Raw genomic sequence first — 17,895 nt, 5'->3', positions numbered from 1 at the left:
TCGTCGTGTATGTTTGGTTTGAGGAGTTTTGAATGATATGGTGCCACCAATTGTGCGGGTGTCATGTAATTCAATCCGCGATGTGGTCACTACTGATTGCTGCATTCCTGACGCCATGCAGCAATCAGGATAAGTCATTTTGAGGCACTTACCCGCCAGATCACGTTGCCCACGTCGTCAGCTACGAGTAACGCCCCTTGCTTGTCGATTGCTACGCCAACTGGACGACCGAAAGCCTCGCCATTCTCGCTGAGAAAGCCGGTCAGCACATCCACCGTGGCGTTACCTGCTGGCTGTCCATGATTGAATGGCACAAAGATCACTTTGTAACCGCTATGTGGCTTGCGGTTCCACGAACCATGCTGCCCGATGAACATGCCCTTAACGAAGGGTGGCGGTAGAGCCGAGCCAGCCGAAGAGGCTAGTCCAAGAGATGCGGTGTGTGGCCCCAGGGCGAAATCCGGAGAAATTGCGCGAGCGACCAATTCGGGCCGTGGCGGTGTCACCCGCTCATCGACGTGCTGTCCATAGTAGCTATATGGCCAGCCGTAAAATCCGCCCTCACGTACTGATGTCATGTAATCTGGCACAAGATCACTACCGAGTTCGTCACGTTCGTTGACGACAGTCCACAATGCCCCTGTATTGGGCTCCCAAGCCAAACCATTCGGGTTGCGTAGCCCGGAGGCAAAAATCTGGTGCTTGCCACTATTGAGATCGACGACCCAGATGGCAGCACGCTCAGCTTCAACTGCCATGCCGCGTTCACCGACGTTACTGTTTGAGCCAACTGTGACGTAAAGCTTGCTGCCATCCTGGCTGGCAATCATATTCTTGGTCCAGTGGTGATTGATCGTGCCGGCCGGAAGATCAAGAATCTTGGTACCAGGAGTGTTGATACGCGTCTCGCCTGGCGCATAGGAGAAACGCATTACTGCATCCGAATTGGCAACATAAAGATAGTCGCCGATCAGCGTCATTCCGAATGGTGAGTTCAGCCCATCCAGCAGTACCGTACGCTGGTCGACCTTCCCGTCGCCATTGCTGTCACGCAGCAGCGTGATGCGGTTTGCGCTCGGAACGCTGGCGCCTACCTGCTTCATGAACAGCGCCATCAACCAGCCCTTGACTCCCGGACCGTCATCAGGCTTTGGGGGAGCGTTAGTCTCAGCGACCAGCACATCGCCATTGGGCAGTACGTACAGCCAACGTGGATGGTCCAAGTGATCGGCAAATAGGGCGACACGAGTACCTGGCGCTGCGATCGGTGTCGTACCCGGCGCCCAGCCCTTGGCGGGGGCGATATTGACGGTTGGAATCAATGTCCGTTGTGGTGGGGGCAATGTCGGCTGGGAGCCGGTGCCAGCGGAAATGGGCAGCTTGGCCATCTCACCGCAAGCGGTCAGGATCAAGAGCCCAAGCAAAGGCGGAGTGGAGGTTAGTCGCATCGATTCACCTATTCGTCAATTTGGGTCGCGCTTGCGACAAAACCAACAGCCCTGATCTTGGCACTGAGGCTAGGCCTTCGTCATACGGGAACTTGGCTGACGACATCTTGCACCTCTCCCACCGCATCCCCGACGATTTCGCGTGCGATGGTTGTCTGTTCCGAACTCTGCGTCTGCACAACCAAGACGACCTGACCATTGGCGATGGCATCATGAATCAGGTCGGCCAGCCAACCGCTTTTCTGTTCTACGCTCGAATTGACCCCGGCCGCTGCACCAACAAAGGCACCGAGACTGGCGCCCCAGCCGAGCATGACCAGCGGCGCGACCAAGGGGCTGGCGACATCATGTCATAGTAGCAACCGAGGCACGTCATGCCTAACATGGCGCTCAACCTCGCTCCTTTCAGTCGCTGGACGCTGCGCAATAAAGCCGCGCAGCGCCGGTTAGCTCTACGTTAAAACGTCCGCTTTCCAAAAGCCTGACCGTTCGCAAAGGGTCGGGAGTGTGAGTTCGCCCGATCAGGAAGCGGTCGCTCAACCCAAATCTTAGCCAAGCGGCAGCTAAGCAACCTATTGCAGCCTGTGGGCGCCGAGTGGGTGAATGGCCGTTTTGGCCGAGTTTCGCGCATTGGGTACTGACAGGTTTCAAAGTCACGGTCCCTGAAAAGGGGGGGGGCGTGAAGTGTGGTGTTGCTCTCAGAAACGACAAAATGAATCGGCCGCAGATTTCTCTGCGGCCGATTCGTAGGCTTACTAAACCGAAATCCTTGCTATGACCCAATCACATCAAAGTAGTGGCATTTCCACACGGTAGATGGGGAGGAGTCGTCCCCTTTTTTCATGATCTGCGTAATGCCAACAGGCCCAGGCTCTCACTGGTGCGGTGTGAGTCGAACGCTCCGTCCATCTGGCCCAACGAAGCGTAAGGATTGGGGATAGGGAAAGAAATCTTCGATGATTCCTTGATGGATGCGTTGTTGGATGTCTTGCCAGAATTCCGGATGCAACAGATCGGCGTGCTGCTTCATGAATACATCGCGTATGCGCGATTGGCCGAGTAGAAAGGTTGCAAACTCCTCGGGGAACACGTCTTTTGGACCAATCCTGTACCAAGGCTCGCTACTCAATTCCGCTTCCGGGTAAGGGGCCGGGGGGATATGGCGGAAGTGGCAATCGGTCATGTACTCGATTTCATCATAATCGTAGAACACCAGCCTGCCATAGCGGGTCATGCCGAAATTTTTCCAGAGCATGTCGCCTGGGAAGATGTTGGCATTGGCCATGTCACGGATGGCGTTGCCATACTCTTCGATCACATGGTTCAACTGCTCATCGTCAGCTTCTTGCAGATAGATGTTAAGCGGGGTCAGGCGTCGTTCGATGTAGAGGTGATTGATTACCACCACATTGCCTTCAGTGCTCACGCTGCTGGCGCAATGAGCCTGGAGTGCAGCCAGAACATCCGGGTGAAAGCGGTGGCGGGGCAGGGCAACCTTGGAGAATTCCAGCGTATCCGCCATTCTCCCCACACGGTCGATCTGCTTGACCATCAGGTATTTGTACTTCACCGTTTCAGGCCGCATTTCCTTGCGGATCGCCCCCTGGTCCTTGATGATCTTGAAGACATAAGGGAAAGAGGGGAGCGTGAAAACCTCCATCACCATCCCCCGGATACCCGGTGCCACAATGAATTGGTCTTGCGAATGGGTGAGATGGCTGATCAGATCCCGGTAGAACATCGTCTTGCCCTGTTTACCCAGGCCGAGCATGGTGTAAAGCTCGCTGCGTGGCTTGTTGGGCATGATTGAGCGTAGGAAATGGATGTAACCCGAGGGGGTTTCCATATCGACCATGAAGTAGGCGTGGGAGAGCGAGAACAGCAGGGAGATCCGCCATGCATCCAGCAAAACGGTGTCCACATAGAGCCCGCGTTGCCCATGGCGGATCACGATTGAAAAAGGATATTCCTGATAGCCATTGATGGCCTTGCCAATGATGTACGCGGCCTTGTTACGGTAGAACGGCGAGAAGAGTACCTGCACCTGCAGATTCACCTCGGGCTCGGGCCAGCCCCCAAAGTGCAGCTTGGCTGTGTACAACACATTGCTAATGTCGCGTCCCAGGTCCTCAAAAGGCACCTCCCAGCCAAAGTGCAGGATGATTTCGCGCAGCATGTAGCGCAGACCTTGCTGTTGCGGGTAATAGCTCAGGTAGCACGGGGGATAGGCGGTGATGAACTCCGTCGAGATGATTGGGCGGGCGAAGATGTAGTCGTTATGGAAATAGGTGCGATGCAGAATCCGGCAGCAAACCGAGTTGAAAAAGGTTTCTGCCAGTTCGGGCTGCTTATGGTTGAGGAGTTGGGCGATAAATTGGAGCTTGACCTGCTGCCAGGTGGCATCTGACAGATGCTGGGCATTCAGTTCCTGGTTGAGGCGTTGGACGGTTTCATTGACCCGCTCATCGTAGTAGCGCACGCGGCTGCTGACCGCTGCCAGCGATCCCGCCCAGTCGCACTGCTCAAACCGGGCCTTGGTCATCCGGGTGGTGTCACGGAAAATCCGATAGTGGTTGTTGAAGCCATCGATGAGCATCTGGGCGATCAGGTGTGCTTCCCGCTCTGCGGGGGGTGCTGAGGTGTTCATTTTGGGACTCATCAGGCACGGCCTCCCACCTCTTCGCGCCTGAAAACGAATGTTTTCGGGCTTGTTGTATCGATAACAGCCAATTATTGCGAAAATTAAGCCATAATTATCAGCTCATGTTTTTTGTGTATACGCGGTTTGCCCGGTTGGGCGCAGCCAACTGGCTGGGCGGGGTGTATACACCATGACACGAAGACCCTGTACCGAGAGGAAAACACCCAATGAGCGCATCCCTGATCAAGGTTCCCGCTGGCGGCCAAAAAATTATTCCTGGCCAAGCCATTCCCGACAATCCCATTATTCCCTTCATTGAAGGCGATGGTATTGGTGTTGACATCACCCCAGTCATGATCAAAGTGATTGATGCTGCGGTGGAGAAGGCTTACGGCGGCAAGAAGAAGATTTACTGGATGGAAGTCTACGCAGGTGAGAAGTCCACCCGCCTGTATGGCGAAAATGAATGGTTCCCGGCGGAAACCTTCCAAGCGCTCAAGGATTATTCCGTTTCCATCAAGGGCCCGATGACCACCCCTGTGGGCGGTGGCATCCGTTCGCTGAACGTGGCGTTGCGCCAGGAGTTGGATCTGTACCAGTGTGTGCGTCCGGTGCGTTACTTCACCGGCGTGCCTTCCCCGCTGAAGAAGCCGGAGCTGGTCGACATGGTGATCTACCGTGAAAACACCGAAGACATCTACGCCGGGATCGAATGGCAGGCAGAAACCGACGCAGCCAAGAAGATCATCAAGTTCCTGCAAGACGAAATGGGCGTCAAGAAGATCCGCTTCCCTGCTACCTCCGGTATTGGCATCAAGCCGGTGTCGCGTGAAGGCAGCGAGCGTCTGATCCGTGCCGCCGTCAAGTACGTCATCGAAAACGACCGCAAGAGTCTGACCCTGGTGCACAAGGGCAACATCATGAAGTTCACCGAAGGCGCCTTCCGCGACTACGGCTATGAACTGGTCAAGCGCGAATTCGGCGCCGTGGAAATCGACGGTGGCCCGTGGTGCAAGTTCAAGAACCCCAAGACGGGGCGTGAAGTGATCGTCAAGGACGCGATTGCGGACAACTTCTTGCAGCAGATCCTGCTGCGCCCGGCAGAATACGACGTGATCGCCACCCTGAACCTGAACGGCGACTACATCTCCGACGCACTGGCTGCACAAGTCGGCGGCATCGGCATTGCCCCGGGGGCCAACATCTCCGACCAATACGCCTGTTTTGAAGCCACCCACGGTACCGCGCCCAAGTACGCAGGCAAGAACATGGTCAACCCCGGCTCGCTGATCCTGTCCGCAGAAATGATGCTCCGCCACCTGGGCTGGAAGGAAGCGGCTGATCTGGTCATCAAGGGCATGGAACGCGCCATTGGCGCTGGCACCGTGACCTACGACTTCGCCCGCGCTACCGAAGGCGCCAAGGAAGTCTCCTGCTCCGCTTTCGGCGATGAAATGATCAAGCACATGTAAGCTTGTGCAGGATTTACGCCTGAAAGACAAAGCCCTCAGAGAGGATTCTCTGAGGGCTTTTTTGTGTCTGCGTATCCTGCGTGGTCATTTGTAGGGGCGGATTCGCGAAGCAATCCGCCATTGTGCCGCCCGATATCCGAATGCGCTAATTTGCCGCGTTGCGGCGGATTGTCGCTGCGCTCCGAATCCGCCCTACAATGACTCCTTCATCACTCAACCAGGTGGCGGACGATGCCGAACTATAGGCGGTTTTTGGTGCCCGGCGGGACGTATTTCTTTAAAGGCATTTCCGCTTGGGGCGCAAATTCATGCATATGTAGACCCTAAACAGCCCGACGACGCTCTACTCGATAGAACACGCCTATCAGATGCAGAGCGTTGGAAAATCGGTCTTGGAATCATGTATTTCGTCATAGGTGCCTGGCTATTCAGAGCCCTAAGCCAGCTTAACCTCTAATAACCAAGATACACATGCATACTTTGCCCGCGTTCATCAGCCTAACTGGTTGTTCAACAGGGTCGTAATTCCAAGCAAGAGGATGTAATGTCACTACGAGAAAAATTGGCAGACTCTGAAGGATCATTAGCAACTGCAACCGACTACCCGCCTAACGATTATCCGGTGTGGAGTTACTGGACCTACGAAACCCACATGGCGGATCTTAAGGAGCTATGGGCCGAGATACGGGAGAGTCTCAAGCGAGACCACGACAAAGTGCCCTTCATTGATGAGAAACTGCAGGAGGCATTTGCCGCCTTCGATGCGGGTGAGAAGGACAGGGGCGTCAAGGCGATACTGGCCATCTACAACCTTGAGGTAGACCAGTTGCGTTAAGGCCGTAACCCGGAATTTGTTTTTTAATTGTGTCGGAACAGCACAGCACCATCCGACATCTGATCAATATGCAAACCACTAACATGCGTCGGATGGAGCTTATGGTTTATCCGACTTACCCTCCAAGTTGTCTATTCCGGGTTACCTTGCGTGGTAGGTGCCTGATTCGCTGGCGAACCGGGCGCTATGGAGCCTCGCCATGGACAGGTCGGACGCCGCAGCGCTCACTGATGCGGCGGGCTTGTTCTTCGAAATTTCCGTAGATATTCTCGTCGGCGTCAAAAAATAGCTGGTTCTTGGCGATGTAATCCACGCAGTCAGCCAGTGACTCGAATATGGCACTCACGCTACCCGGGTCTTTCTTTTCCCTCGCATCCAGCAGATGCAGGAACGGACTCGCAGCATCCGCTTCTCCTGCCGCTTGCTCAGACATTAGATACTTGACAAAGGCATGTATGTAGTACTGAAAAACAGGCCGTGGGGCGTAGAGTAGTTCGTCGCTCCTTTGGATTGCACGGCTACCTTTGAAATAGTGAATAACTTCGTCGATTGATTTCCCGAAGAAAAGACCATGCATATACCGAACGTCCAAGTCTTCTTTGTAGCCATACCAAGCTGGCTTATCAGGAACACCAGGCTTTCGAGCGGCTGGCATTTGTGGCACCTATGGTTCGAAATTGTCGGCCTGCGCGTTTTTTAGCAATGCGTAGGGCGGATCATTTGAAGGGTGGATTCGGAGTGTAGCGATAATCTCTATGTTTAAACTAGCACCTCAACCACATGCGGATGACTGAGGAAGTCTTGCGGGCTGGCGCTGGCGCCGTAGGCGCCGGATTGCAGCACGGTGATCAGGTCGCCGGGCTGGGCGCAGGGGAGTTCCATGCGTTCGGCGAGTATGTCCAACGGAGTGCAGAGCGGGCCGGTGATGCTGACGGTTTCCTTGTCGGTGGCATCGGCGCGATTGGCGATCATGACAGGGTAATTCTTGCGAATGACTTGCCCGAGGTTGCCGGAGGCGGCCAGATGGTGGTGCATGCCGCCATCGGTGATCAGGAAGACTTGCCCGCGTGATTCTTTTCGATCCAGTACCCGACAGACATAAACGCCTGCTTCCCCTACCAGATAACGCCCGAGTTCAATGGCAAGCCGTGCTTGCGGGAGTTCCTGCTTGGTGCGTTCGGCCAGTTCGAGCAGGTTGGTGATGATGGGGTCGGTGTCCAGCTCGGTTTCGCCAGGGAAATAGGGGATGCCAAAGCCGCCGCCCAGATTGAGGCTGAGGACGGGGCGGGGGGCATGGGCGGCAAGTTTGAGTGCTAGGGCGTAGCTCAATTGCTGCGCTTCGATGATGGCTTCTGCACGCAGATTTTGCGAGCCCGCAAAGAGGTGAAAGCCTTCAAATTCCAGTCCGAGTGTGTGAATCGTTTCCAGTAGCGCAGGCACTTGTTCGGCATCAACGCCGAAGGGCTTGGCGCCGCCGCCCATCTTCATGCCAGATGATTTGAGTTCAAAGTCCGGATTCACGCGCACGGCAACACGGGCGGGGAGGCCGAGCGTGTTTGAAATCTCAGCCAACAGGTGGGCTTCACGGAAAGATTCGATGTGCAGCAGGATGCCTGCGGCTACGGCCTGCGTGAGTTCTTCCTTGCGTTTGCCGGGGCCCGCGAAGCTGATCCGGGTGACGGGCATGCCTGCGTCCAGCGCGATCTTGAGTTCTTGTGCCGAGGCGACATCAAAACCATCGATCTGCGGGGCGATGTGGCTGACCAGTGCAGGGAAGGGGTTGGCTTTGACGGCATAGTGCAGCTCAACCTTCCCCTCGAATGCCAGGAGCAAATCCTGAATCGAGGCGGTGACAAGCTGCCTGTCATACGCGTAGAAAGGCGTCTGCCCCACGCGCTGGGCAAGGCGGGTAATGGTGATATCGCCAATGCATAATTCACCGTGTTGTACCGGGAACTGGTGTTGGGGGGCGTGGATGGGGCGCTTGGGGGTGCTGGTCTGGTTATGCTCGCTCACGCGTTATCCTCCAATGCATTGGCGTAGCGTTGCCGTAATTCAGTACGGTTGATTTTGCCATTCTGATTGCGCGGCAGTTGCTCGTCGAGGCAAATGATGCGGGCTGGTATCTGGTAGGCCGGGCAGTGGGCTTTGAGATAGGCAAGCAGTGCGGCGGAATCGGTGTGGTTGGCTTTGAGTTTGACGATCAGCACGATGGCTTCGCCTATGCTGGGGTGGGGGACGCCAAATGCGCAACATTCCGCAGCGACACCACTGGTATAGGCGGCTTCTTCAATTTCGGTAGGGCTGACGCGATAGCCGGATGTCTTGATCATTTCATCACGACGACCGATGAAGTAGAGGTAACCCTCTTCATCCATACGCACCGTGTCGCCAGAGAACACGGCGATTTCGGGCTGCGGCAGACCTGAGGGGCGGATGTGTTCTGGTAGTGTGGCAGGCAGGGGGCGGAAGCGCTCAGCCGTTTTCTGCGCATCGTTCCAATATCCCATGGCCACAAGCGGGCCGCGCTGTACCAGCTCCCCGGCTTCATTTGGATTACATAAGCTGCCATCTTCTCGCAGCACCAGGACTTCGTTATTCGGGATGGCCTTGCCAATCGAATCCGGACGATGGTTGACTTGTTCTGGCGGCAGATAGGTTGCGCGGAACGCTTCGGTCAGCCCATACATGAGGAAAACCTTGGCTTGCGGCAGATAGCCGCGTAGCCGATCCAGTATTTCCAGCGGCATGCGTCCGCCCGTACTGGCGATGTAGCGCAAATGTTGGCTGGCGGTCTCAGGCCATTCCTGTGCAGCAAGCTGAATCCAGAGTGGGGGTACTGCGGTCAGCCCGGTGACTTTCCATTGCGTAACGGCCTTGATCACATCACGCGGCATTAGGTAGTTGAGCAGCACGACCTTGGCGCCGGCATGGAATGCCGTGGTCAGTTGCGAGAATCCTGCGTCGAATGACAGGGGCAACACCCCCAACAAAACATCGTTGGCCTGGTTCCCCAGATAGCCGGCTACACTTTTGGCACCCGCCACCATGTTGCGGTGGGAAAGCACGACCCCCTTGGGACGTCCGGTACTCCCAGAGGTATATAGAATGGCCGCCATATCGGTTTCGGTGACCCGATGGAAGCTGGCTTCACCACGTGGCATCTGGGACCACGAATGTAAATGGATGCGCCCCAGTACAGGCAGCTCCTTTGCCTCTCCAGTGAGACTGATATGGGCGAGGTCGGGGCAATGCTGCAGAACATCATTCAGGGTCGCCAGGCGTTCGGGCGAAGTCACCAGCAAGCGGATATTGCAGTCGCGCAGGATATAGGCAACCTGTTCCGCTTTGAGGATGGGGTTGATCGGTACGAACACGCATCCGGCGGCAGCGCAGCCAAAGGCCGCGATGACAGCTTCCAGGCGTTTGTCCAGATAAATCCCGATGCGCTCGCCACGTGCGAATTTCAGGTACGAAAGGGCACGGGCGAAGGTGCCGACCTCATGCCACAGCGCAGCGTAATCCAGGCTGTCCGCTGAGGTGGCAAGCGCTGGCGCGCTTGGATTGCGTGAGGCCTGCACGCCAATCAGATGGTGAAGCAGATATGCGTCCATTGGTAATTTGTATCTATTACATCCTGGGTTGTCGGACCGAAACCACTATAATGTCGCACTTTTCTGCGGCAATGCCGCAAGTGGTAAAGATGAAGGAGTTGATTGTGTTATCGCTGGATCGTACCCGGCAGGCAGTGCTTGCCGTACTTGACGATACTCTCGGCCTCGGTGGTCGTGCAGCTTCGTTCGATGACCAAACCCCCTTGCTGGGTGCGGTGCCCGAGCTGGATTCCATGGCGGTGGTCGGTTTGATCGCTGCGCTGGAGGAACACTTTGGTTTTTATGTGGGGGATGATGATATCGATGGTTCCACATTTGAAACGGTTGGCACGCTCACCCACTTTGTAGCCAGCAAACAGGCAGCCTGACTCAAAAATAGCACACTTATCTGCTTTGGGCGGCTTGCCGTCTGCATATTCCGGAGAAGAGCCGTCTGTTGTCTCAAACAGGCCCAAAACGCTTGCGTGGTAGGGTGCGCGCAGGCGTCTTGGCTGTTGTGGCACTCAGTGGCTCTTGATCATGGTTCCCACGCCGTGATGGGTCAGGATTTCCAGCAGCAGGCAGTGTTCCACCCGGCCATCAATGATGTGAACCGAGCGAACCCCGTTGCGTGCTGCATCCAGTGCGGAACTGATCTTGGGCAGCATGCCGCCTGAGAGGGTGCCATCGGCCACCAGATCATCGATTTGGCGTGGTGTGAGGCCCGTCAGCAGCTTGCCTTCCTTGTCCAGTACCCCAGGGGTATTGGTGAGGAGGACGAGTTTTTCTGCCTTCAGCACTTCCGCCAGTTTGCCTGCCACCAAGTCGGCATTGATGTTGTAGGTCTCGCTGTTTGAACCCACGCCGATTGGCGCGATGACCGGGATGAAATCGCCGGAATCCAAGAAGGTGATGATGGAGGGGTCGATCTGGGTAATTTCGCCCACTTGGCCGATATCGATCATCTCCTCCGGGTTTTCGCGGTCATGCATCAGGAGTTTGCGGGCGCGGATAAAGGCTCCATCCGCACCAGACAGCCCTACGGCCTTGCCGCCATGCTTGTTGATGAGACTGACGATGTCTTTGTTAACTTGGCCGCCGAGTACCATCTCGACAATGTCCATGGTCTCCTCGTCGGTGACGCGCATGCCCTGGATGAACTCCCCCTTTTTGCCGACCCGGCGCAGCAGATCGTCAATTTGCGGGCCGCCGCCGTGGACGATGACCGGATTCATGCCGACGAGTTTGAGCAGTACCACGTCACGCGCAAAGCAATCCTGCAGCTTGGGGTCCGTCATGGCGTTGCCGCCATATTTGATCACAATGGTCTTGTCGTAAAAGCGCTTGATGTAGGGCAGGGCCTCAGCAAGGACCTCCGCCTTGACCAGGGGCTCCAGCTGCATGGTATCTGACATTGTGCAAAACCTTCCAGGGGTAGATGAATAGGGTACCGGCAAGCATCTAATACCGGCCAGACGCGATTCTAGCGCGTGTCGGCCCACAAATAAAAAGCGGAGCACGTATGCTCCGCTTTGGCTCTGCGTGAGCCAGATCGAATTACTCGATCTTCAGGCGCTTGGCCTGGGTGATTGCCCTCTTCGGCAATGTGAGTTCAAGTACGCCATCAACATATTTGGCAGTGGCTTGTGTTTCTTCGACAGTGCCTCCTAGTTGGAAACTACGGGATACTTTGCCGAAGCTGCGTTCAGTACGCAGCACCTTTTCTCCTTCCTTGGTTTCCTTCTCCTGCCTGCGTTCCGCCGAGATCGATACCGTGTCCCCTTCAATATGGACATGGATATCTTCTTTTTTCATGCCGGGCAGTTCAGCATGAACGGTGAAGTTTTGCGCATCTTCATGCACATCAACACAAATCGAGGGCATATCCGTTTCGGCGCCAAATCCAACTGGGCGGACGAGGAAGCCACGGAAGAAGTCCTCAAGCGGATCACGAGTAATCAGGCTGGCCATTTTTCCTCTCCTTTCCGAAGCCACACCCGAACTTCCCGTCAGAGCGAAAGCTCCCAACACCGGAAACACCGCGCTATGCGGAAGCATCGGGAGGCCTCATTACAGGGCGCAAAACAACAGCGCCCTACTAAAGGTATAAGCCTCGGCGGCAAGGAGATCAAGGACAAGTATGAACCGGTGTTCGAATGGCGTCCTGGCGAGAAGTCAGCTTGCCAAACGATGGGGTAGCATGAGGATGGCGTCGTGGTTGGTCCACGAAAAGCAACGTGTAGCAGCCTCCTGCCAGGGTAGCCAACACTGGTCACGATGCTCTGCACTGGCAAGGCGTACCGGCACCGTATCCGGGATGCAGAAGCTGAAAACGTGTTCCAGATTGTGCGTGACATCTGGCGCATAGCGCTCCCGCCACAGCGGCAGGATTTCAAAGTGGTTGCTGATGTTCCACTCGCAGAGCGAGTCGGCAGATGCGATCAGCCCGGTTTCCTCTTCCAGCTCACGCTGTGCTGCCTGGAAGGGAGATTCCCCTTCTTCCAGGCTGCCTGTAACGGATTGCCAGTAACCAGGGTGGCGGGCGCGTTCAATCAGCAAAATCTGCAGATTGAGGGTATGGATAACGACAAGTACGGATTCTGGCTTTTTAAACAAATTACTTTCTCTCTCTAATATTTTCTCTATTGGGTCAGGTTTTCACCCCGATATGGGGCAGATCGGGGTGGTCGCCCACAAACAGCACCCAGAAGGCTACATTCTGCGTCTGCCAGGCTTTGACGGTATCTTTGAGCAGTTGGAGAAAGGTAGCATGGGCGGCGGGAAAATTCTTTCGCAAGACCTCGCTACGCTGCAGAATGATGAGGTAGCCATCGGCCTCATTCCAGGACATATCAGCGAGAGAGTCCGCCAACGCGTCCCAGTTTCCACCATACCAATCCGGGAAGTGCAACGCCTTGCCCATGATCCGCAGTAGCTCTTGCTCCGTACGCGCCTGACTCAGGTCGATGCGATAGACGTTGAAGCCAGCGCTAGGGCCGGCGTGAAACAACGCACGGGCCGTGTCATCATCGGTTACGTAGACGTTGGCTTGGTCAAGATCCCGCAACAACTGCGCGGCATCAGGAGCGAGTAGATTGGCTCTCATGGCTGAATCCTTCTGAAGCTGCGGTAGTGGTCGGCGGTGTAGTAATACTCTTCAGGCTCGCCACGGATGATGCGCCGTGGCCCCCGGTCTGATGCACCGGGCGTGGGAACCGTGTATTCGTGGTAGTAATCTGCAGGTCTGCGGGGCAGGCGCAATTCACGATTCTGAAATGTGACGCCATCGCGCCGGTAAGGAAATGGACCTCCTCGGCGAATCAGCTCAAGTGTCGATTGCGCCTCGACAGGAAGTTCGCTCAGGCGGACTGAACCCAGGGGCGGAGAATTGCCTGTGTCAGCTGCTGATGTCGTCAGGGCACCAAAGGCCAGAAAGAACGCACATAACAGGAAGCGAAACAGTTTCTGGGCCGACATGAGCGCAAGCCTTGCCCGGCGCGAGGCCGTGTGGTGAATCCCGTTGAAGTGTAGCGAGAGAACCCTATGCCTGCTCGCAGACCTATGGGAAAGCAGATTTTTGAAGCGGATTTGTCCGAAGGTGTTCCCTACGTGCATCAAGCCAGAAGCCATCGCGGCGTCTGGGCGCAATCATAGCAGGCTTCTGGCAGAGATGTCCGTGTTGCCGGGAGTGTGAAGGGTTGGGCAGGGCCTGGGTTAGTCGAACAAGGCGTCGATATCTGCCTGCAAATCGCTGTTTGAAGGCGCTTCCAAAGGCGGTTCGATCAGATTTTGTTCGACCAGGGTTTCATACCGGGCGATCTGGTTGCGACCATTCTTTTTGCAGAAATAGAGCGCTTCGTCCGCACGCCCCAGGATTTCGGCAGGGGTCAAGGTGCTGTTGATGCGCACATAGCCCAGTGAGCAGGTGACCTGCCCTACTTGCGGAAATTCATGTTCTTCAACGGCTGCGCGGAAGCGCTCGAAAACCTGTTCGGCGTTTTCAGCCGTCACAAAACGGAGCAGGATGACAAATTCTTCCCCACCAAAGCGGAAGAGCTTGTCGCTGCCGCGAAAACTCTTCTTCATCAATTCAGCAACACGGATCAGGACTTCATCGCCGAACAGGTGACCAAAGGTGTCATTGATGCGTTTGAACTTGTCGATGTCTGCAACGCCCAGCCAGCAGTAACGCTCGGTATTCTCGGTCTGCTCAAAAGCGTCGGTATCCTCTTCCTGGCGCGAAGCCGCCTTCTCGGCCATGCTGATGAAGCGGTCAAAATTCTCGTCGAAGGTTTTGCGGTTATGCAGCTTGGTCAGCGTATCCAGTTCGGCGTAATCCAGCAGGCACAGGTGCTCGGCATAGATGCCCAGCAATTCATGCACGCAATCGCGCAAGTCGTCATTGGGGTGGGCATCACAGTGAACTTCGACAATGGCTACCGGCGTGCCTTGCTGGCCGATGGAGAATGCCAGCGTGCAGGCGTCTGGCGTGTCTTGTTGTACGAAACCCTCTGGGGCGAGCGCGCATTCTTCCAGTAATGGCTCTGCGTTCAGATGGGTTTCTTCAACGTCAAAGTGATCAAGATTCGTGGTGGCGGACTCGCCCCCGGCCACCGCCCAGGCCAGGGGCGCGGTCACGTATCCATGGGCCGTTGCACGAAAGCCGTGGAGGAGGGCGAAGCGGGCGTCCAGAATTTCCAGCGTTGCGACGACGACTGATTCGGCAATGCTCAGACGATCACGGGAGGCTTCCAGCGATTGGAGTTTTTTCAGCAAACGCAGTAGCGCGACTTCGGTTCTCATCTGATAGGGCTTGTACTTGAGTTGAAAAATGAGATCGCCACCAATATGGAACTTTATCGACCCCGGGTATACAAACCTTTACCCTGCAATCGGGAAAAATCGTAAAACGGCGATATAGCCGTTTGGCTGATGTCGTATGAAATTCTATTCCTGAAATATATGTTTGCTTGCTGGCAAAAGGGTAGGCACAGGGGAAAAGTGCACAGCTTGTAGAGCTTTTTTACAAAGAAAAATCGGCTACCGCCTGATAACAAGGGGTAGCCGATGTATGAGTGAAGCAGATTTTTACTGTTTTTCAGTCGATTTGCCGCCGCAGTACGCCAATGGGAGGTGCCCAACTGTCTGTAGGCTTCTTTTTCCGCGTCACCAAGGTCAGTTGTGCCGGTTGAAATACATTGGCATTGTGGGTGACTGGCGTGGTGATCAGGTACTGTGCCCGCGTTGCTCGCAGGAAGGCCCCCACTCGGTCGATATTGGCCACGTCCAAGTGGGCAAAGGGTTCATCGATGAACACAAAACCACCAGGGCGGGCATCATCCATGAGCAGACCAATCAGCAGGATCAGCGATTTCATCACCTGCTGACCACCCGAGGCTTCGCCGTCGTTGAGGGTCTGCGCACCTTTTTGGTCGAAGTCAAAAGCGACTTCCAGGCCAGCAGAGGTGAGCGTGACATCGTCGTTTTCCAGCATCGGAATCGGGCATTCCACGCCCACGCCGGCCAGCTCACCCAATGCGCGCAGGTTCTTGCCATATTGGCGCACGGTGGCGCGCAAGCGGGCAATGTAGGCGGCGCGAGCGTCGTCAACCATGGTTTTGGTGCGCTCGGAATAGGCCATGCGCTGGCCGTAATCACCTTCGCGCTGGCTTAACTCCAGGCCAAGCTTTTCTTTGACGATCAACACACTCTCATCCTGCGGCCATTCACCTTCGTTCAGGCGACGTTTCAGACGAGAAAGTTCGTTGCGGGCACCTGCCAGACCACCGTAGTGTTCAGCCAATTCGGCCAGCGCATCCGCTTGCAGCCATTGGCGCGATATACCCCTGCGCTTGTTGCGCAGCCGTTGCAGACGGGCTGCCTGTTCCAGACGCTGCGGGCGGGATTCTGCCGAGAGGCGCTTGAGCACGTCTTTGGCATGGCCCAGGTCACGGGAGCGACGGTCCGCTTCGATTGCGATGCCTGCTAGGCGTTCCTTACAGTGGTCAACTTCACCGCGTGCAGCGTTCAGATCTGCTTCAGCACGGCTCAAGGCTTCCTGCAAGGTAGGTTTGTCTTGTAAGGCAGCCTCGAATTCTGTGGCACGGGCCAGCAAAAGTTCTGCGGCCTGCATACCGAGCAGTTTTTCGCGGGCGCCTTGCATGGCGGCTTCGTGTTCGTCCTGCTTTTTGCGTGCCCAGGCCAGCTGTTTATCCAGCTCGGAGACTTCCTTTTGCAGCCCTTCCAGGCGGGTTTGGCGTGCCAGTTCGCCAAACCAGAAGTCATGAGGCACGCCCAGGTGGCGGGCGCCACGGCGCTCACGGTGGTAGCCCTCGCGGGTGATCCAATCCTGGTCACGCGGCAGTCGTGAAGCAGATTGCGCATTGTCGACACGCCGGATGCGGTTGAGCAGTTCGGCCAGCCACTTCGGGGGTTCGCCTGCAAAGCGCACGATCTCAAGCAGACTATCTGGCTGGGCCTCAGGGCAGGGCGTGCGATCGGAGACGATAAAATGGCGGAATTTTTCGCGTTCGCCCAATGCCCAGGCTTCGTGGCGCTGGCCTTCGTCTTCCAGCAGGATCAGCGAGCGGTAGGGGCGCAGAATGGCTTCCAGCGCGCCTTGCCAGCTCGGGTCCGTGACTTCGGTAATCTCCGCTAGCAGGCGGTGCGGGATATTTGCTTCATCCAGTGCCGTGCGGAAACGCTGGACTTCCTGATCCTGTGGCGACCCCGTCTTGCCCTGGGCTTCTCGCAGACGCGTGGTGACATCCTCAAAGCGGGAAGTCAGTTCCTTGACCTTGGCGCGTGCGGCCTGCCAGTCGTTATAGGCGGTAGCGGCCACATCTTCGGAATCCAGCGCGGCTGCACCGTGTTCCTTGGCTACGCGTTCGCGCAGTGCGTCGCGCTCAGCCAGTTTTTTGTCGATGTCGCGCAAGGTATCCCGAGCCGAAAGCCAAGCCGTATTGACATCATTCAGGCGAGTATTGGCTTGGTTGAGTTGTTGCTCGGCCTGAGTTCTTTCGCCTGCCAGAGCCGCCATGCGGGTGTCCGATTCCTTAACCGTCTGTGCAGCTTCCGCAACATCCAAGCGTACATGACGAAGCTTGTCGCGCCATTGGCCGATCTCGTTTTGCAGTTCGGCGACTTCCAGGCGTGGCACCGCTTCCGTCTCAAGTGTTGAGGCCTCGGTCTGCAACTCGCGCCACTCCAGGAAGCGGTCAGCCTCAAGGCGTTTGGCCTCGACCTGGGCTTTCAGGCGCTCCAGATCAAGGGCGAGGGCTTCCAGTTCGTGCTGGGCTGTTTTTTGCTCTTCGCGCGCGGCCTGATAGTTGTCCAGCACTTCCTTGTCGCCAAACACGTCGAAAACGAGGTCGAGCAAGGCGCGCGGGGAGTATTCGCAAAGTTTGTCAGTGTCGCCCTGTTCTAGTGAGAGTACCTTGGCAATGGCGGGAGTCAGCCCTGCGTAGGCGAGGCGGGACTGATAATCCCGCAGGCCGATGAACTGGGCGCTTTCTTCCAGTTGCTCGACGCTGACCAAGCCGTCTTCAATACAATACTCCCGCGTCCAATCCCCGCCTGCGCGCTTGACACGACAGGCCAGGGTGACATTGTCTTTTAGGCAGGGGAAGAATGGGCGTTTACCGGTGCTGCCAGGGCGATTCGATACGGTTGAGCGAATCCACGCAAAACCTGTATTGGAGCGGCGCACATAGCGACGGAAATCCCGTTTGCCTGAGCAGCGCAGGGCAAACAGGGTGCGCATGGCGTCCAGCAGGGTGGTCTTGCCCGAGCCGTTCGGGCCAACGATGGTAATGATCTGGGCATCCAGCGGCAGCGTGAAGCGGCGCCAGAAATCCCAGTGTACGAGTTCAATTTCGCGGATGTGAAACATCTTGGGTCCTGCGTT

Annotated in this window: 16 protein-coding genes; 3 read left to right on the top strand and 13 right to left on the bottom strand. The window is 56.3% G+C overall.

Features of this window, described 5'->3' with window-relative positions; all coding sequences use genetic code 11:
* Positions 1-134: 134 nt before the first annotated feature.
* The 3 genes from B145_RS0107950 to aceK form a co-directional block, all read right to left on the bottom strand.
* Positions 135-1,448 carry a PQQ-dependent sugar dehydrogenase gene (locus tag B145_RS0107950; RefSeq protein ID WP_026258943.1) on the bottom strand — a complete coding sequence of 438 codons (1,314 nt, stop codon included), beginning with the start codon at positions 1,446-1,448 and terminating at the stop codon, positions 135-137.
* Positions 1,449-1,528: 80 nt separating this feature from the next.
* A complete protein-coding gene (locus B145_RS24850; RefSeq protein WP_169558543.1) occupies positions 1,529-1,780 on the bottom strand; it encodes a hypothetical protein in 252 nt (83 codons plus the stop codon).
* Between the two features lie 542 nt (positions 1,781-2,322).
* The gene (gene aceK / locus B145_RS0107940; protein WP_018606475.1) at positions 2,323-4,095 is read right to left on the bottom strand and encodes a bifunctional isocitrate dehydrogenase kinase/phosphatase; all 1,773 of its coding nucleotides are present in this window, start codon (positions 4,093-4,095) and stop codon (positions 2,323-2,325) included.
* Between the two features lie 221 nt (positions 4,096-4,316).
* Between aceK and icd the strand changes: the two genes are divergently transcribed.
* Positions 4,317-5,561 (top strand): NADP-dependent isocitrate dehydrogenase, encoded by a 1,245-nt coding sequence (gene icd / locus B145_RS0107935; RefSeq protein ID WP_018606473.1) that lies wholly within the window; start codon positions 4,317-4,319, stop codon positions 5,559-5,561.
* A gap of 544 nt (positions 5,562-6,105) precedes the next feature.
* On the top strand, positions 6,106-6,396 hold the full coding sequence (locus tag B145_RS29040) for a hypothetical protein (RefSeq protein WP_211209781.1): 291 nt from the start codon (positions 6,106-6,108) through the stop codon (positions 6,394-6,396).
* Positions 6,397-6,580: 184 nt separating this feature from the next.
* On the opposite strand, the gene B145_RS0107925 is transcribed toward B145_RS29040, so the two are convergent.
* From B145_RS0107925 to B145_RS0107915, 3 genes are all read right to left on the bottom strand, one after another.
* Positions 6,581-7,051 carry a hypothetical protein gene (locus tag B145_RS0107925; RefSeq protein ID WP_018606469.1) on the bottom strand — a complete coding sequence of 157 codons (471 nt, stop codon included), beginning with the start codon at positions 7,049-7,051 and terminating at the stop codon, positions 6,581-6,583.
* Positions 7,052-7,155: 104 nt separating this feature from the next.
* A complete protein-coding gene (locus tag B145_RS0107920; protein WP_018606467.1) occupies positions 7,156-8,412 on the bottom strand; it encodes a pyridoxal-dependent decarboxylase, exosortase A system-associated in 1,257 nt (418 codons plus the stop codon).
* Entirely contained in the window at positions 8,409-10,010 is a 1,602-nt protein-coding gene (locus B145_RS0107915; RefSeq protein ID WP_018606465.1) for an acyl-CoA ligase (AMP-forming), exosortase A system-associated, read from the bottom strand. Before B145_RS0107915 ends, B145_RS0107920 begins: the two co-directional genes overlap by 4 nt.
* 89 nt (positions 10,011-10,099) lie before the next feature.
* Here B145_RS0107915 and B145_RS0107910 point away from each other — a divergent pair, with 89 nt between their 5' ends.
* Positions 10,100-10,378, top strand: coding sequence for an acyl carrier protein (locus tag B145_RS0107910; protein WP_051082558.1), 279 nt, complete (start codon positions 10,100-10,102; stop codon positions 10,376-10,378).
* Positions 10,379-10,513: 135 nt separating this feature from the next.
* On the opposite strand, the gene argB is transcribed toward B145_RS0107910, so the two are convergent.
* The 7 genes from argB to B145_RS0107875 all read right to left on the bottom strand — a co-directional run bounded on the left by argB (position 10,514) and on the right by B145_RS0107875 (position 17,880).
* On the bottom strand, positions 10,514-11,404 hold the full coding sequence (gene argB / locus B145_RS0107905) for an acetylglutamate kinase (protein WP_018606461.1): 891 nt from the start codon (positions 11,402-11,404) through the stop codon (positions 10,514-10,516).
* Positions 11,405-11,546: 142 nt separating this feature from the next.
* On the bottom strand, positions 11,547-11,960 hold the full coding sequence (locus tag B145_RS0107900; RefSeq protein ID WP_018606459.1) for an Hsp20/alpha crystallin family protein: 414 nt from the start codon (positions 11,958-11,960) through the stop codon (positions 11,547-11,549).
* Positions 11,961-12,164: 204 nt separating this feature from the next.
* Entirely contained in the window at positions 12,165-12,605 is a 441-nt protein-coding gene (nudB, locus tag B145_RS0107895) for a dihydroneopterin triphosphate diphosphatase (protein ID WP_018606457.1), read from the bottom strand.
* Positions 12,606-12,639: 34 nt separating this feature from the next.
* Positions 12,640-13,095 carry a barstar family protein gene (locus tag B145_RS27345; protein WP_018606455.1) on the bottom strand — a complete coding sequence of 152 codons (456 nt, stop codon included), beginning with the start codon at positions 13,093-13,095 and terminating at the stop codon, positions 12,640-12,642.
* Entirely contained in the window at positions 13,092-13,466 is a 375-nt protein-coding gene (locus tag B145_RS0107885) for a guanyl-specific ribonuclease (protein ID WP_018606454.1), read from the bottom strand. Before B145_RS0107885 ends, B145_RS27345 begins: the two co-directional genes overlap by 4 nt.
* A gap of 237 nt (positions 13,467-13,703) precedes the next feature.
* Positions 13,704-14,792 carry a GGDEF domain-containing protein gene (locus tag B145_RS24840; RefSeq protein ID WP_018606453.1) on the bottom strand — a complete coding sequence of 363 codons (1,089 nt, stop codon included), beginning with the start codon at positions 14,790-14,792 and terminating at the stop codon, positions 13,704-13,706.
* A 295-nt stretch (positions 14,793-15,087) separates the two neighbouring features.
* The gene (locus B145_RS0107875; RefSeq protein ID WP_018606452.1) at positions 15,088-17,880 is read right to left on the bottom strand and encodes an AAA family ATPase; all 2,793 of its coding nucleotides are present in this window, start codon (positions 17,878-17,880) and stop codon (positions 15,088-15,090) included.
* Positions 17,881-17,895 lie beyond the last annotated feature (15 nt).

It is taken from the genome of Uliginosibacterium gangwonense DSM 18521 (assembly GCF_000373965.1).
Taxonomy (GTDB): Bacteria; Pseudomonadota; Gammaproteobacteria; order Burkholderiales; family Rhodocyclaceae; genus Uliginosibacterium; species Uliginosibacterium gangwonense.
The sequence above is the reverse complement of the archived record's forward strand: the minus strand, read 5'-3'. Positions and strand labels throughout refer to the sequence as shown.